14 protein-coding genes and 1 tRNA gene are annotated in these 15,874 nt (G+C 63.6%); 11 read left to right on the top strand and 4 right to left on the bottom strand.

All coding sequences use genetic code 11. The annotated features are described in order from the left end of the window. Nucleotides 1-945: a trypsin-like serine peptidase gene (locus tag AC07NV_RS16120; protein WP_495167399.1), complete on the top strand. Its 945-nt coding sequence runs from the start codon at nucleotides 1-3 to the stop codon at nucleotides 943-945. On the opposite strand, the gene AC07NV_RS16115 is transcribed toward AC07NV_RS16120, so the two are convergent. After that, nucleotides 920-2,773, bottom strand: coding sequence for a hypothetical protein (locus AC07NV_RS16115; RefSeq protein WP_495167398.1), 1,854 nt, complete (start codon nucleotides 2,771-2,773; stop codon nucleotides 920-922). The two genes, AC07NV_RS16120 and AC07NV_RS16115, sit on opposite strands and share 26 nt — an antisense overlap. A gap of 237 nt (nucleotides 2,774-3,010) precedes the next feature. On the opposite strand from AC07NV_RS16115, the gene AC07NV_RS16110 reads away from it, so the two are divergent. The 7 genes from AC07NV_RS16110 to AC07NV_RS16080 all read left to right on the top strand — a co-directional run bounded on the left by AC07NV_RS16110 (nucleotide 3,011) and on the right by AC07NV_RS16080 (nucleotide 10,377). Next, nucleotides 3,011-3,961, top strand: a complete 951-nt coding sequence (locus AC07NV_RS16110; RefSeq protein ID WP_495167397.1) for a hypothetical protein — start codon at nucleotides 3,011-3,013, stop codon at nucleotides 3,959-3,961. Next, the gene (locus AC07NV_RS16105; protein ID WP_495167396.1) at nucleotides 3,958-5,088 is read left to right on the top strand and encodes a hypothetical protein; all 1,131 of its coding nucleotides are present in this window, start codon (nucleotides 3,958-3,960) and stop codon (nucleotides 5,086-5,088) included. Before AC07NV_RS16110 ends, AC07NV_RS16105 begins: the two co-directional genes overlap by 4 nt. Next, entirely contained in the window at nucleotides 5,085-7,487 is a 2,403-nt protein-coding gene (locus tag AC07NV_RS16100; protein ID WP_495167395.1) for a hypothetical protein, read from the top strand. The genes AC07NV_RS16105 and AC07NV_RS16100 overlap by 4 nt, the downstream gene beginning before the upstream one ends. A gap of 540 nt (nucleotides 7,488-8,027) precedes the next feature. Continuing rightward, nucleotides 8,028-8,546, top strand: coding sequence for a sigma factor-like helix-turn-helix DNA-binding protein (locus AC07NV_RS16095; protein ID WP_495167394.1), 519 nt, complete (start codon nucleotides 8,028-8,030; stop codon nucleotides 8,544-8,546). Nucleotides 8,547-8,603: 57 nt separating this feature from the next. Continuing rightward, nucleotides 8,604-8,933: a hypothetical protein gene (locus AC07NV_RS16090; protein WP_495167393.1), complete on the top strand. Its 330-nt coding sequence runs from the start codon at nucleotides 8,604-8,606 to the stop codon at nucleotides 8,931-8,933. Nucleotides 8,934-8,974: 41 nt separating this feature from the next. Then, entirely contained in the window at nucleotides 8,975-9,448 is a 474-nt protein-coding gene (locus AC07NV_RS16085) for a hypothetical protein (RefSeq protein ID WP_495167392.1), read from the top strand. A 122-nt stretch (nucleotides 9,449-9,570) separates the two neighbouring features. Then, nucleotides 9,571-10,377: a JAB domain-containing protein gene (locus AC07NV_RS16080; RefSeq protein WP_495167391.1), complete on the top strand. Its 807-nt coding sequence runs from the start codon at nucleotides 9,571-9,573 to the stop codon at nucleotides 10,375-10,377. Nucleotides 10,378-10,402: 25 nt separating this feature from the next. Here the strand turns inward: AC07NV_RS16080 and AC07NV_RS16075 are convergent, their stop codons facing one another. Together AC07NV_RS16075 and AC07NV_RS16070 are read right to left on the bottom strand one after the other, a co-directional pair. Continuing rightward, entirely contained in the window at nucleotides 10,403-10,633 is a 231-nt protein-coding gene (locus AC07NV_RS16075; RefSeq protein ID WP_495167651.1) for a hypothetical protein, read from the bottom strand. 183 nt (nucleotides 10,634-10,816) lie between these two features. Then, nucleotides 10,817-10,890: transfer RNA gene (locus tag AC07NV_RS16070), tRNA-Gly, on the bottom strand. Nucleotides 10,891-11,002: 112 nt separating this feature from the next. On the opposite strand from AC07NV_RS16070, the gene dinB reads away from it, so the two are divergent. Continuing rightward, complete coding sequence (gene dinB / locus AC07NV_RS16065; RefSeq protein WP_495167390.1) at nucleotides 11,003-12,130, top strand: DNA polymerase IV; 1,128 nt, start codon at nucleotides 11,003-11,005, stop codon at nucleotides 12,128-12,130. Between the two features lie 46 nt (nucleotides 12,131-12,176). Further along, on the top strand, nucleotides 12,177-12,809 hold the full coding sequence (locus tag AC07NV_RS16060; RefSeq protein ID WP_495167389.1) for a class I SAM-dependent methyltransferase: 633 nt from the start codon (nucleotides 12,177-12,179) through the stop codon (nucleotides 12,807-12,809). Between the two features lie 3 nt (nucleotides 12,810-12,812). Here AC07NV_RS16060 and AC07NV_RS16055 read toward each other — a convergent pair whose 3' ends face one another. Next, nucleotides 12,813-14,408, bottom strand: coding sequence for a peptide chain release factor 3 (locus AC07NV_RS16055; RefSeq protein ID WP_495167388.1), 1,596 nt, complete (start codon nucleotides 14,406-14,408; stop codon nucleotides 12,813-12,815). A 76-nt stretch (nucleotides 14,409-14,484) separates the two neighbouring features. Between AC07NV_RS16055 and AC07NV_RS16050 the strand changes: the two genes are divergently transcribed. Beyond that, a complete protein-coding gene (locus tag AC07NV_RS16050; protein ID WP_495167387.1) occupies nucleotides 14,485-15,123 on the top strand; it encodes a hypothetical protein in 639 nt (212 codons plus the stop codon). The last annotated feature ends 751 nt before the right edge of the window (nucleotides 15,124-15,874 follow it).

Genomic DNA, 15,874 nt, shown 5'->3' with positions numbered 1-15,874 from the left:
ATGCCCGGACCGCAAACCGACCCCAATAGCGTCGTCTCGCACATGATGGCGGGCGCCGGAACGACGTTGGCGATGACCGAGTCCGAAACCGGCTGGAGCGTCGAGCGGATGGCGGCGGCGGCGCCCTTCGACATCGACCAGGTCGATATGCCGCCGCTGGACAAAGGGATGATGAAACAGGTCCGCCCGCCGACCAGCGGGCCGCGTCGGCGGACTTTCAGAGGGGTGGAGCAATCCCGCAACACCGAGATATTCTCGCCCGGATTCTCGGCGGGACTGGCCTGCACACGCGTCGACGGGACCACCAATTTTCCCTATCGCGCGGTCGGCAAGCTCTTCGTGCGCGTCGGCGGCGCCGACCGCAGCGGAACGGCCTTCGTGATAGGCGAGCGCGCGATCGTCACCGCTGGCCATTGCATCTTCCCCGATATGGGCGGGCAATGGGCGGACGAGGTGATGTTCGCCCCGCATTATGCGAATGGATCGCCGGCCGGCCAATGGCATGGCCGAAAGCTCCATATCCTTGCCGGGTGGCAGGCCCAGGGGAGCGACGCGCGCTGCTATGATATCGGCGGAATCCTGCTCGATCGCCCGGTCGAGCCCGTCACCCAGCGGATCGGCTGGTATGCCAATATCGCGCCGCAGCAGGGCCTCTTCCAGGCGGTGGGCTATCCACGCCACTGGGTATCGCCGAGCCATGATTTCGATGGCGAGGAAATGTGGCGCTGCACCGGCGACCAACTCGCCAGCGGCGCCATACTCAAGATGGCGAACAATATGACGCAGGGCGCGAGCGGCGGCCCCTGGCTCATCGCGCGCGGTGGGCAGATATATGCGAACGGCCTCAACAGCTTCCGTCAGTCGAGCGAGCCCGACGCCCTCGCCTCGCCCTATTTCGGGGCGGGTTTCGTCAATCTCGTCACTGCCCTGACGCGCCCGTCATAGCGGCGAGCGCGGCTTCGGTCTGGAGCCGTTCGAGCTTCGCTTTCAGAAGCGCGATGTCGGCGGCGATCGCGGCGGTCTCGTCGCGTGTCGCCTGCAAGGGATCGACGGCGGGCGGGGTCTGGAGCTTTTTGAGCTCCTGCTCCTTGGTGAGCCGGGTGATGTCCTGCTGCAGCTCCGCAAACTTCTGCTCGCGGGCATATTTGAGATCGTCGCGCGCCTCGGTTTCGCGCTTCTCGAGGAAGGCCTCGGCCTGCCCCGCGACATCGGCGCCCGCGCCCGCGAGCGCCTGCGCCGGGGCCTTGGTCGATTTGTAGGAGAAGGTCTCGACGCGCCCCTTCTCGGTCATGAAGACAGCCATCTCGCGCGCCTGGAACATGCCGACCCGGAACGGCAGAAAGCGAAGCTGACCGAATTGTGGGAAATCGCCGGCGGCAATCTTCGCTTCGTCATAAGCGAGCGTGCAAAGCGGATCGGATGTCTGCGCTGCGGATGCAGGAGCAGCGCCGCCGGGCGCTGGCGCAGCGGCCCCGGGTTGCTGCGGCGGATCCATACCCTCGAGCCCCCCCGCTCCCGTTCCGGCGGAACCCGTCCCGCCCTGCGTTCCGGCCGACCCGATGTCGGCGCCGCCCGCAGGCTGCACCACCGGCGGCACGGCGGCTACAATGGGGAGCACGGCTTCGCGGCAGAAGAGCAGCCGCCCGACCACCGGATCGCGAACGAAGATGCCTGCATCGGCCACCTCGTCGCGCGCCCGGCGATAACGCGGACTGCTGTCCTTGATTTCGGTCAGGCATTCGGGCGGCGCGGCCCCCTCTTCGCCGCAGGGCTTGAGATCGCGCTCGAGATAGAGACCGCTGCGAAGCGCAAGCTGGGCATTCAGGCAATTCGTGACGCCGGCCGCGGCGCCGAAACAGGGCTTCATGAGCCTCTGGCGTTCGACCTCGGCATCGTCGAGCGGATAGGCGGCCGGCGGACTAGCGACGGTCAGCAGCGCCTCCAGCTTTGCGAGATGCGCGGGCTTCAGGGGATAGCGCTTTGCATGGCCGGGGTTGGTCGCCCCGCCCTCCCAGACGATCGTCTCGGAGACGCCCAGGTCGCCCGCGAGGTCGGACTGCTTTTTCTTGAGGAGGGCAATGTCGGCCTCGGCCTGAGCGATATTGTCGAAAAGGGCGAGAAATTTGGCCCTGCCCGCAGCATCGAGGGTACGTGCCGCGCCGGCGGCGCGGTAGCGCTCGGCGCTCTTTTCATAGACCTCGAGCTGGCCGGTGAGCGTCTTGAGGTCGGTTTCAGTCTTTCGCGCGTCGGCGATGAGCGCCGCTGCGGTATCGGTGCAGGTGACGATCTGCGATGGCCTTGTGGCCCCGCGTGGAAGCTCGCCATCCGACAGGCCGATGATGGTCGCAAGCGAAAGTGCCGTCTTGGCAACGCTCGAGATGGTCTCGGCGGTCTTGTCCTCGCCAGCGACGCCGATCGATTTCAGCGTGCCGTTTTCATAGCGCTTGATCTCGAAATTCGCGATCCGCAGCCAGCCGGGCAGTTTCTGATAATCGATGATATAGGATTCGCCCGCGAGGAAGGCCGGCGTCGCCTCGGCCGAGATCGCGAATTTGAGCGCGGTCGGCTTGCCCCCGACGCTCGCGCCCGGACATTCGGCGAGCGAGCGGCGAAGCTTGACCTCGTAGCGCACCTTCGGAAGCGCATAAGGCTCCCCTTCGAGCGCCCCGTCGGTCGCGGTATAAGCGCGGTTCGGCAGGGTTCTGATCTCGCCGGCGCAGCCGCCGGTCAAAAAGGTGCAGGCGCACAGGCTCGCAGCGATCATCTTGCGCATCGGTCCCCCCCAATTTTCCGGGCACACCCCCTGCCCGTCCCGGAGACTAGCACGCGCGGCTGTGCAAGTATCGGCATTTTGCACCAGTATTGAGGGTAATATTATTACTAAAAAAGAACATTAAGGATGCACCTTGAGATAACAATCAGCAAATGCGCTCAAATTGGGGACAGGTTCTCTTGCAGCATGCAACAGCATTGAGCAGAGTATATCCGTAACAGATATGCGAGGGGGCATATGGGGTTCGATCGACTGCTTGCGCATGAGCGCGGGCATATTCTTCTTGTCAATCTGGCGGAGACCTGCCGCGTGGAACTGCTGCCGCCCGAGGTTCGCAAGCCGGTTCTGAAACGTCTCGAGAGCGGGCTCGCCTCGCTCCGCCCAACGCCTGCAGAGAAGGAAATTCTCGGGGTATTTCGCGAGGTTATTCTTTCGACCGCAGCACGGATGCAAGTAAAGGGCGTGGAAGGACCCGACGAAGACATCAAATTGTCCGCCGTGGTTTCGTTCGACAAGATCCGTGGTCTTCTCGAAAAGGTGCGGATGCGCTTCCCAGACCGAACCGGCCTGATCGACGCCATTCTCGCGACCGATGCGCCGGATGCCACCGTCGCGCGCGCAGCGACGCTGCTCAATGAAATAGGGCCAAGGGCACTCGACCTGACGCTCAGCGAATGGGGAACGCTTTTCTGGGCTGCGCCGATGCAGGAGATAGACCGGCTTTTTACATCCTGTCCGCCAGCAGCCAGCCCGATGGCACGGGCCAGAGCCATCCGGGATGCCTTGGGGCTCATCCATCTCGACTATACGCTCGGCGACCCCAACCGGCATCTCTTCCTGTTTCGCGCGACCCGCTCGCTGGCCGAAATCGATCCGGACCATGCGACGAACGTCAGCCGTCCGACCACGCTCGACGGGTGGGACAATCCCCGCTTTTGCCAACCCATCCTGCCGCCCGCGCCATTTTGCCATGGCTGCGGCATGACGGTCAATATTGCCGAATGGCAGGTCGAGCCCGGCGCCGCCGAAGTCGTCAGCACGCCGATACCGATCCGCTTTTTCGAATGCTCCTATATCGGCCCGCTCGACAAGAGCGAGTTCGGCCCCGATTCCGACTTCCTGAAGATGATATTGGGCAGTCACAAACTGCACGATCTTGTAGACTATCTGACGAACGAAGCGGCATGACTATATCCGACTCGCAAGCTGACTCCTCGAGGCTGAAGGAGGCCATCGTCCCATCCCCGTTCGCCGAATTCGTCGCAATCGCCCCCCTTGAGGGGGTATGCCAGCATCTGGCCGATACGGTCCGCCTCGTGCTGCAATATTCGATGCTCGAAATCGGCAACGAGAAGCGGGCCGATGTGGTGATGGCAATGAACGTGCAATTGCCGCCGCTCGAATTTCATTCGCGTCTCGAACCGCAAGCGACGGTCACATCGGCATGGCGCAACGCCGGAGCTTTTGCGACGTCGCGCTTCTTCGCGGCGATCGATCTGCTACTTCCGCAAATCGAGCCGGACTGGGGGCGCGAGCAAATCCGCATACTCCTGAAGCTTCTGAGCGAGGCGGGCCTGATCGCGCCGCCAGCAACGGCTTTTCTCGCCCAGGCGCGGCTTAGATATGAGTTCGAACGATCGGGCGAACCGATCGCGCTTGCGTCGCTGATGGCAATCGTTCCCAATGACGCGGGATCGATCTTCTCGATGCTCGAACGGCTCAAGGCCGATGCGATGCTCGACACGCGCGCAGCGCAGGCCGCGGTGCGGAAGATCGGCAAATGGGATCCGGGCAATCTCGAGCGATCGCTTGCTTTTTTCGGCGACGAGCTTTTCCAGTCGGGCGACGATGCCGACAGCGTGCAGTTTTTCCTTGCCGATCTCGTCGAGCGGGCCGGCACGACCCCGGTCATGCTCGCCATATCGGGCATCGATCCCGGCGCATCGCCGCAACTGATCGCGGCTGCCTTCGGGGGCTCCGTCCCGCCCTTCCAGATCGTCATCGAGCTCGACGGCGCCAGTTCCGATCAAAAGCCGCTGCGGGCTTTCATCAGCGATGGCGAGCGGATCGTTTCGCAGATGCAACTCGGCGAAGCGGCGCGCCAGCCCGAATGGCTGCTCAAGGTCCGACTCGCGAGCCGCGCCACGCCGATCATCAGGATAGCCGGCAATATTCCCGCGATGCCTTCGTTCAACGACGATGAGGAATTGATCATCGTGGATGCAATCGAGGTGGGAGCGGCTCCGGCAGGCACCGAGCTCCCCTCCCTCGCCGAGCAACTCGCGCATCAGTTGAATGTCAGGATCATCGCATGACGGCAGAGCATTCCTCTCCGTTCCGGGTCCTCGAACGATTGATCGAGGATGTGCTGCGGCTTCGCCGTGTCATCGCGCAGAATGATCTCGACGCGCGGATGCAGGACGCCGGCTATGGCTTTAACTACCTCATAGACACGCCAGTTTTCAGGCTCTTCGCCGAACCTGCGCGATATGCGGGGATGGTCGCCGCGATCCCGTCGCTCACCATGCTCGACGATCAGGATCTCGAGGACCCCGATGCCGCCGGACCGCCGCAGATGCGCGAGGAGGCCTTCGAGGACGCCCTGTTCGCAAATGCCCTCCTGACCGGCGAATATATCTTCAAGCTCGCCCGGACAGGCGGCGCGGAGGCGGTTCTCATTTCCCCCGAGCATGCCAACGAGATTTATGCCTATATCGGCCATCTCGAAAGCAGGTCGCGGGGGTTGTTCCGGCTTGCCCAGCAAGGCCCGATGGAAATTTTCCATGACCTGCGCCAGATTTTCCAGACAGGGGCGCTCCCGGGCGGCGAACCGCAGGATGCCTCGATATGGCTCAGCTCGCATCGCCAGCCGATCATTCAGCGCATCTCGGAGGCGGCGCATTCGCCGCTCCTTGCGCCGTCGCGGCTCGCCAGTCTTTTTCAGCGGCAGGCGATCGCAAACGCCGCGCAGGCGCTCGGCTTCGACGAGGCGACCATCGCGCCGCCCTTCGAGATCGTATCCGACTGGGCCAACCGCATCAGTTCGGTCAAACGGGGAAATGACACGGCTCCCTCGGCGAGTGCGATCGAGGCCGATGCGATAACATGCGCACAGATCGAGATGCTCAATCGCGACTGGAAGACAACGAAACGGCTCCATGTCCTGATTACGAGCGACCGCGGACTCCACCGGGCCTTTGCGCGGCGCAAGCGCGAACTCGAGGCAGAGATGCCGGGCCGCGAGATTTTCTACCCGGTCCGCGATCCCCGCCAATATGTTCCGCTCCTCAATGTCCAGGCCATGGGCGGCGGGCTCAGCGACCCCGAGATTTTCAAGAAGGTCGCCGAGTCGACGCGCATCTTCACCTCCTCCTTTGCCTCAACCGACAGCCGGATCGACGTGGATTTCGAACGCGATCCCTCGAGCATGCCGGGAGCGGGCGCGATCCGCCGCGTGATCCAGACGCGGGCCGAACAGCATGAAGGCGGGCTCGGCGATTATGAAGATGTGGTGCGCGCCCAGCTCGGCGAGATAGGGCAGCATTGGCTCGAAGCGGTGGAGTCCGCACTGGTCGCAAAATCCGACATCATCTCCGAGCTTGGCAGCAGGGAGATGGATATCTGGAAGACCGCGATCATCCGCGGCGCGCTGCGCGACGACCTGCGATCGCAGGTATCCGATCTCGGCGTCTCGTTCGAGGATCTCGCATCGACCTCTACGCTCCTGCGCCATGAGATATGGGCGGTCGAACAGGGCGTGGTCCAGCATGAGGAGCAGGCGTTCCGAAATCATCGCAAGCTCGCGAGCGCATTCGATCATTTTCAATATTCCGCTTTTCGCGGCAGCACGCTCAACGACATATTGTCGATGCTCCGTTCGCGCCGGGGGGATATGGTCGATGTACTGCGCGATATGGCGCGAAGTCGCGCCGACCGGGCCGAGCGCATGTTCCTGACCGGCTGCCTGTCGCTGGAAATCGGGGCATGGACGAATGCCGAGGTGCTGCTTGCCAACGCCCGGCGGCTGGAGCGCTCGCTGCGGCAGACCGATCTCAAGCGCGAGGTGACCTTTTTCCATTGCGTGGCACGGCGCCTGTCGGCGTCGGCGGAAAGCTATACGCGCAACTATAAGTTGGCGCGGCAGGATCTGGCAGGCCTGCTCGATGCCAACCCGCGTAATTTCGACGGAGTGCGCATCCGCAACGAGCTCTTCGCGCTCGATCTTTCGGACATCGCCTTCCGGCGCTGGTCAAAACATCCGGTGACGGACGCGCTCCATGTCGCGACCGAGAGCTGGCGCAAGCTTGGAAGCTATCATACGCGCCTTCTCGAGCCCGCGACCGACGATGTCTGGCGCATCGCCTCCAAGCAATTTATCCTCAACAGCTGTAATCTCGCTTATTGGCACTGTGCCGCCAATGCGCAGCTTCCCGATAATCTGCGCGCCGTGACCGAGGAGGCGCTGCGGAGCATCGAAGGCCATGCCAAGGACTATGCCACCGACACCGTCCATGGGACGATCTATCCCCTGCTCGCGCGCTATGCGCTCGGCGAAGGTCAGGAACGCGAACGGCTGGGAGAAGAGATTCTGCACGCGATCGACGAGGCGGTCGCCTATGACCGCAGCGCGGGGATCGCCTTCGACCTTCCTTATGTCGACAAGGCCGAATTCCAGACCGTCCGGGAGGTCATCCTGTTCGGCCCCGATCGCTGACAAGGCCGGATAGCGAACGACAGAAGAAGAACGAGCCTCCCCTTACCCTGCCGCGCGGGCCGGTTCCGCCCGCGACGAGGATATAGCGGCGGTCGGTGACAGTCTGGCCGAAGATATCGGCCTGCGCGGAGGGCAATATCTCCGCGGCGACATCGTCAGCGAGGGTGACGATTGCGACCGCGGGCGGGAGCAGCCATTCGAGCCGTTCGCCGCCCTCCGGAAGTTCGGCCGATACGCGCGTGCGGCGGCATGCACCTCGGCCCCGACATGGTGCGCCACGAGGCGGCGGCCATAGGCGTCCTGCCGGATCGTTTCTGCCGTCATGGGAACTCCGTCAGCCTGTCCGGACAATCGCGCCCGGCTCGATGGGGATGCGTAAAAGACCCATAAATGGTGTCGCTTCAACAGCGGTTTGGGCGCATCGTACAATGGGAAAAAAGACAATATTTGTCGCAGGGGCCAGGATAGACGCGGCTATTGCCATCGCGGCGCACAATCCGGTTTGCTTGTGCGCCGGGACTTTGTGAGAAATGAACGAATATGGATGATTCGGGGTCGCAACCTTCGGAAGACGAACAACGCTGGGCGAGGCTGACCGACAAGCAGCGCGCCTGCCTCGACCTGCTGCTCGAGCATCTGACCTCCAAACAGATTGCGCGAAGGCTCGGCATTTCGAAGCATACGGTCGATCAACGGCTCGCCGGAGCGCGCGAAATCCTGGGCGCAAGCGATCGGAGCGAGGCCGCCTTCATCTACGGGCAGCTCAAACCGATATACGACCGGATGACATACGACGCAGTGCAGGTTCCGCGCGGACCGGTGTTGGTGCGATCCGAGTTCGCGAACGGCGACGCAGCGAGCCTGCTGGAACTCCATGACAGTGCGAAACTGTCCAGCGGGTCGGCAAGCAGCGGGTTGCCGTTCATGGATTTATGGAGGCACGATCATAGTTCGGCGCGAAGGATGGCGATCATGACGGCAATGCTTGCCGCCATCGTCCTCATCCTCCTCGGCGGCCTTGGCATCGCGCAAGCTCTCAACCAGCTTCTCTCCGACTGATCCTTCCCTGCCCACGCACAAGCTCCGGAGCGGTAGCGCTCCGGAAAAGGAGTAGTCATGCCCCAGACAATCGCCGCCATTACCGCCCGTCTCGCACGCGACGTCCCCCACGCCGAAACGGCGATCGACGCGGCGCTCATTGCGGTCTCGTCGCTGATGACCAGCGTCGTGACGGCGCGCCGCGAAACCGGCGTTCCCGCAAAGACCGGCCAGGGAACGATCCTCCGCCTTGCAAGGGCGCAAATGTCGCTCGCCGCGGTCAGCGGAGACATTTTGCGCGCGCACGGCGAGCTTGCCGAGATCGGCAAGGAAACCGCAGGATATGATCTTCGCGAATGCCCGGCCTCGGCGAACGCCGGAGCCTCGCCCGTCGCCGCGGTCGCCTGAGGCCGGTTGACCGGGAGCGACCCGCATGGATAGTGACGGACATGCGGATCGCCCTGTTCGTCTCTTTCCTCGCTGCCGCTCTCGGCTACGCCGCATGGCGCGGAGGCGGCCCAGAACGCGCGATGGTCGGCATCGCGTTGACGATTGTGATCTGGGACCGGCTCCTCGCCGCCTTTGGCTCCGTGGTCTATCATTCGCTCGATCTCGGCTATCTCGCGCTCGACCTGTTCGGCGCCGCGGCCACCATCGCCCTCGCGCTGGTCGCCCATCGCTTCTGGCCGATGATCGCAGCGGTGCTGCACATTCTGCCGCTTCTCGCCCATTTCAGCCGGGCGGTGGATGTCGCGATGAACCCAGTTGTCTATCTCACGATGCAGGTTGCTTCCTCATGGCTCCTTCCTCCGCTGCTCATCGTGGCAACCTGGCGCCATCAGGCTCGCCTGAAAGCGAACGGCAACGATCCGTCCTGGCGAAACTTCTCGCGACGATCGGACGCCAGGACAGCGAAGCCCTAGCCGGACGGCTTCTCGGCGAGTTCGGGAGCCTGAGCCGGATTCTTGCCCAACCTCCCGAAACGCTGGCCCGCATTTCGGCTCCCGGGGCGCCGATCGCGGACCTTCTCCACCAGGCCCGCGACATGATGATCGCGGCGATGCACGGAGATCTTGCAGGCATCCCGATCGATCCCTTTCATCCGAAGCTTCGCCAATATCTTCTCACATCGATGGGATCGCTGCCCGACGAGGTGCTGCGCATCCTGTTTCTCGACGGAACGCAGCGCCTGATCGCCGACGAACAATTGCAAAGCGGCTCGCTCGCGCAGCTCGCCATCTATCCGCGAACATTGTTCCGGCGCGCCCTCGAGCTCAACGCGGCGGCGATGATTCTCATCCATAATCATCCAAGCGGCGACCCGACCCCGAGCGCGGACGATCTTCGCGTCACCCGGCGGCTCACCGAAATCGGCCAGTCACTCGACATCGAGATTCTCGATCATATCATCGTGACCGCCGCGCATCTGCATCATATCGTAAAAGAGCCTCTGGCCCGAACGAAGATATGTCCCGCCGACGAGCTCACGCTGCGAAGCTTCGGGCGTAAGGCCGCGCCCGATGCTGTCCTCGAGAATGTCCGCAGCACGATCCGGCGCCGTATCCTTCGCAAGCAGCTCATCGGCACGCCCGACCTGTTCGGCGAGCCCGCATGGGAAATGCTTCTCGACCTCTTCCTCCACGAATGCGAAGGCAAGGATCTCTCGATCACTTCGCTCTGCGTTACCGCCAGCATCCCGATGAGCAGCGCACTCCGGCTCGCGCAGAAGCTTTGCGATGCGCAAATTCTCGTCCGTGCTCCCGACCCGCTCGACGGCCGTCGCAGCTTCGTCCGGCTCGAGCCTGAAATCAGGCATCGCATGCTCGCCTTCTTCGGCGAGGTGTCCGAATAATCCTTGAGGGCCAGGACGATGGACTTCAAGCCAAGCTATCGCAAGCCCGGCCCCTCGGAGCCGCGATCCAGGCCCCCGCGACCGCGATGGCCCGGAAAGGCTGGTCGGCGGCAGATCGATCGGGGTGCCGCGCGGGGTCCGGCCTTCCACACCTGTTTCGCCGGGAAGTGAATTTGGCGCATTGAGGGGAGCGAAATACGGCACCCGCCAGTGGCAGCGTCCGCCGCGCGCTTTCCAACTTCCCTCTGGCCTCGATCTTTCGAACTGCTGCAAGAACGTCGATCGGCTCGATCTATCGCCGTGGCCGGCGCCCGCGCCTTGTCACCATCGCGGCGGAGCTTGTAGCAATATTCCTTCTCGATTCCGGTGAAGATGTCTTCGGCCAAGACCTTTGCACGAAGCCTTTCCCGTTTCTTTTCATAGGCGGGGTCCGTGCCCTTGGAGCGGGTAGCGGGAATCGAACCCGCCTAGCTAGCTTGGAAGGCTAGAGCATTACCACTATGCTATACCCGCGTCTCCAAGGTGAGCGGCGATTGCCATTTTGCCCGCCCGCCGTCAAGCGCCCCCGTCATCGAGACCGTGGCACGGTATTGAGAACATCTTGGCAACATGCTATACCAATGCCGTGCAAGACGGCGATGACCAAGGCCCCGACGACGCGGCGGACACCCCGGTCCGCAAGATCATCCATGTCGATATGGATGCCTTCTATGCATCGGTCGAACAGCGCGACGACCCGGCACTGCGCGGCAAGCCGGTCGCGGTTGGCGGCTCGTCGCGGCGCGGCGTCGTCGCGGCCGCCAGCTATGAAGCGCGCAAATTCGGCGTCCGCTCGGCGATGCCGAGCATCACCGCGAAACGCCAATGTCCCGACCTGATCTTCGTCCCGCCCCGCTTCGAGGCCTATCGCGAGGTTTCGCATCAGATCCGTGCGATCTTCCACGACTATGCGGACGAGGTCGAACCGCTCTCGCTCGACGAAGCCTATCTCGACGTCAGCACCGACAAGGCCGGACTCGGCAGCGCGACAGCAACTGCGAGATTGATCCGCGAACGCATCCGCGCCGAAACCGGCCTTACTGCGTCGGCAGGTGTCTCGTACAACAAGTTCATCGCGAAGCTCGCGTCGGACCAGAACAAACCCGACGGGATCACGATCATTCCGCCGGGCAAAGGCGCCGCATTTGTCCAGACGCTCTCGATACGCCGCTTCCACGGCATCGGCCCGGTAACGGCAGCGAAAATGGAGGGGCTCGGGGTCTTTTCTGGCGCCGACCTCGCGGAAAAAGACCCGATGTGGCTTGCGGCCCATTTCGGTAACAGCGCCGAGTGGCTCCATAATCTGGCGCGGGGGATCGACCATCGCCGCGTCAAGTCGAACCGGCCGCTGAAATCGCTGGGCGGCGAGCGGACCTTCTTCAACGACCTGATCACCGATATCGAAATCCGCGAGGCGCTCGCGCATGTCTGCACTGTCGTCTGGGACCGCGCCGCCAAGAAAGGCGCGCGCGGACGCACCGTGACGCTGAAACTGCGCTACGCCGATTTCAGGACGATCACGCGGGCGAAGTCGGTGCCCTTGCCCATCCTCGACGGCACCTCGCTACTCGCCGCAGGCGAAGCGATCCTCGCACCCTTGCTCCCGACCGAACAGGGCATCCGCCTGCTCGGCGTGACCCTGAGCAAGTTCGAGGGCGAAGAAGATGACGAAGACGAAGCCGTGGCGCCCGCCGATCTGCTCAGCCTGATTTGATCACCAGCGGCATGGATCGGGGCCGCCCCTGCTGCCAGCTTAGCGCATGAGCAAGAGCATCTCCCCTCATCCCCTGCCGGCTTTCGATCCGGCAACCCTGCAATATTATGCCGAGTCGGCGCCGATCTATACCGCTAGCGGGCCGGGCGGGCGAAATCGTCACCTCGACCGTTTTCTCGACGGACTCGCACCCAAATCATATATTCTGGACGCGGGATGCGGCGGTGGACTGGATGCCCGCGCGATGCTGGATCGCGGCTTTGTCGTCGATGCGATAGAAGCCTCTCCCGCCATTGCAGCAACTGCTTGCAAACGCCTCGGCCAGAGCGTAGCCGTCAGGCGTTTCGATGAAATCGACGGAATCGACGTCTATGATGCCGTTTGGGCGAGCGCGAGCTTGATTCACATCCCGCGACCGGCACTGCCCGGCGTGCTGGCGCAGATATTCAGGGCACTGAAACCGGGAGGTCTCCATTTCGCGACCTACAAGAGTGGTGGGCAGGAAGGGCGCGACGGCGCAGGCCGCTATTACAACTATCCGTCGCTCTCCGAACTGCGGGCCTTTTACCTGTCATCCGCACCCTGGAAGATTACCGCAGTCGACGAATATATCAGCGGAGGTTTTGACAACGGCACGGGCCCATGGCTGGTCATCGAGACGGTTCGACCGCATCGCTAAAGGTCAGGTTACGGGAGCGAAGCGCCGTTCCTTGGTTGCGGTAAAGCGGATCGCGGGGTGGCGCTGGGTCACATAGCCGACTTCCCACGCGTCCTTCGCCATGAATACCGGCGCACCGTCGCGGTCGGTTGCGGCGGCGCCGCGGTGATCGGCCTGGAATGCCTTGAGCGCAGCGGCATCGTCGCTTGCGATCCAGCGCGCGGTGTCCCACGGCGACTGCTCCAGCTTCGCCTCGACCTTATATTCGGCGTCGAGCCGGCTGATCAGCACTTCCAGCTGCAGCTGCCCGACGACGCCGACGATCATGTTCGCACCGATTTCGGGGTAGAAGACCTGAATGATCCCCTCCTCCGCCATGTCGTCGAGCGCTTTCCTGAGCTGCTTGGTTTTCGTCGGGTCGACGAGCGCGACGCGGCGCAGCAGTTCGGGGGCGAAGTTCGGCAGGCCGGTGATCGTGATGTCGGTCCGCTCCGACAGCGTATCGCCGACGCGCAGCGTGCCGTGGTTCGGAATGCCGATGATGTCGCCGGGGAAGGCCTCCTCGGCCATTTCGCGGTCCTGCGCGAGGAACAGCATCGGGCGGCTGATCGCAATCGCCTTGCCCGTCCCGCCCTGCATCAACCGCATCCCGCGCTCGAACTTGCCCGAGCACAGCCGCATGAAAGCGATGCGGTCGCGGTGCGCGGGGTTCATATTCGCCTGCACCTTGAACACGAACCCGGTCACCGCATCGTCGCCCGGCTGCACCGGCGCGGGCTCGGCGGGCTGCGACTGCGGCCCCGGCGCATGGTTGGCCAGCGCCGAAAGCAGGTCGATGACGCCGAATTCCTTCAGCGCCGATCCGAAATAGACCGGCGTCAGGTCGCCATTGCGGTACGCCCCGGCATCGAACGGTGCGTAGCAGGCCGAGGCCAGCTCGGTCTCTTCCCTGAGCAGCGCCAGTGCGCGGTCCGAAAGCTCGGCCGCCAGCGCCGGGTCGTCGAGCCCCGCGACTTTGGCGCGGTGGCCTTCGTACATCCGCGAGGCGTCGCCGCTGGATTTCATGATCGCCGGGTCGACCAGATCGTAGATGCCCTCGAACTGACCGCCCATGCCCGCGGGCCAGTTCATCGGGCAGACGTCGAGCGCAAGCCGGTCGGCAACCTCGTCGAGCAGTTCGAACGGCGGCAGGCCCTCGCGGTCGACCTTGTTGATGAAGGTGATAATCGGTACCGAGCGCAGGCGGCACACTTCGAACAGCTTCAGCGTCTGCGGCTCGATGCCCTTCGCGGCGTCGATCACCATCACCGCGCTGTCGACCGCGGTCAGCGTGCGATAGGTGTCTTCGCTGAAATCCTCGTGCCCCGGCGTGTCGAGCAGGTTGAAGACGAGCCCTGCATGTTCGAAAGTCATCACCGACGAGGTCACCGAAATCCCGCGCTGCTGCTCGATCTTCATCCAGTCGGAGCGCGCGCGCCGCGCTTGCCCACGCGCCTTGACCTCGCCTGCGATATGGATTGCACCGCCCGCGACGAGCAATTTCTCGGTCAGCGTCGTTTTACCCGCGTCGGGATGCGAGATGATGGCGAAGGTACGGCGGTCGGGATGCTTCTGGGACATGGCGCGGGCGGTTAGCAGGTGGCAGGGCAAGTGGAAAGGGCTGGCGTCGGCGCCGTACCGGACGCATGATCCTCCCATGCGAAGCCTTCTCCTCGCCGCCGCGCTGATCGCCGCCCCTGCCACCGCGCAGGATTCGCCCTTTGTGGGCGAATATAGCCTCGCCGAAGGTCCCGATGTCGGTGGGGGATTGCTGATCCGGAGCGACGGCCGCTTCCGATATATGCTCGCGGCCGGTGCGCTCGACGAGCGCGCGGAGGGCCGCTGGGACGTGCGCGGCGAGATGGTCTGCCTGACGACCGACCCCAAGCCGGTGCCGCCCGCCCTCGAAAAAGGCGCGCTCCTCGAGGAGGAGGGCACCGTGCCCACCCTGCTCGTCACATGGCCCAACGGCAGGGGCATCCCCGGGGTCGATTTCACGATCGGCTTCGACAGCGGCGATCCGATCGACGACTATACCCAGGTTTACGGCTGGACGATGCCCGAGGACGACAAGCGGATCCCGCGCTGGATCGAGGTGCGCGAGCCGATCTACGGCATCGCCGCGCCGCGGTACGAACTGACCGAAGCCGACGGCGGCAAGCTGCGCATGATCATCGTTCCCAACGACATCGGCGTGGTCGATTTCGAGGGCGCCTGCATCGAAAAGACCGAACGCGGCGTGACGCTCCACCGCGCCGAGGGCGATATGCGGTTCGTGCGGCTGGGCAGGGAGTAGCAGCGGCTTTGGGGCGATAAACCGCCATTGCCTTCTTTCGTCATCCCGGGTTCGATCCGGGACTCGGTCGATGCATGGACCACGTCATAATTCCAAAGTTCAGGAAAGTTCAGCCCTGTGCATCGTCCGATTTGGGCCTCGCAGCGCGCTGGACGTGCTCGGCACGCCCCGCCGTGGCCCTACCCGCACGCCTGGCAGCGCCCCCATTTACCCACCAAATCAAAGAGCCGGGATGAAGGCTGGCACAGCCGGATAATGTAGGACAGCGATTTTTTGGAGGTGCCATGTCGGCTTGGGAGCGGCTGGTCGCTTCTTTCGCTTCGTCACCGCGGACTTGATCCGGGATCCATGGCTGCACCGTCGTCATGGACCCCCGATCAAGTCCGGGGTGACGATGGTCGATAGGTAGTGGCTGGACGCTTTCGGAAGCTTCCCGCGTCCGTTCGTGTCGAGCGAAGTCGAGACACCCTTCGTCCTTGTGCCGTGCCGATGGGCATCTCGACTTCGCTCGATGCGAACGGGCAAAGAGGTCGCCTTTCGGTCGTGAGCCGCCATATTGTTCCCCGGCGAAGGCCGGGGCCCAGAGCGTTAGTAAAGCAGATGTCTGCTGGTTGCGCCCTGGACCCCGGCCTTCGCCGGGGAACAGCAACTCTTGGTCCAATTCAGACCTTCGTCATCCCGGACTTGATCCGGGATCCATAGCTGCACCGTCGTCATAGATCCCGGATCAAGTCCGGGATGACGGGGAAAG

Source organism: Sphingopyxis sp. GW821-FHT10B01 (genome assembly GCF_059415685.1).
Note: the sequence above shows the minus strand (reverse complement) of the source record. Positions and strands in the feature narration are given on the sequence as shown.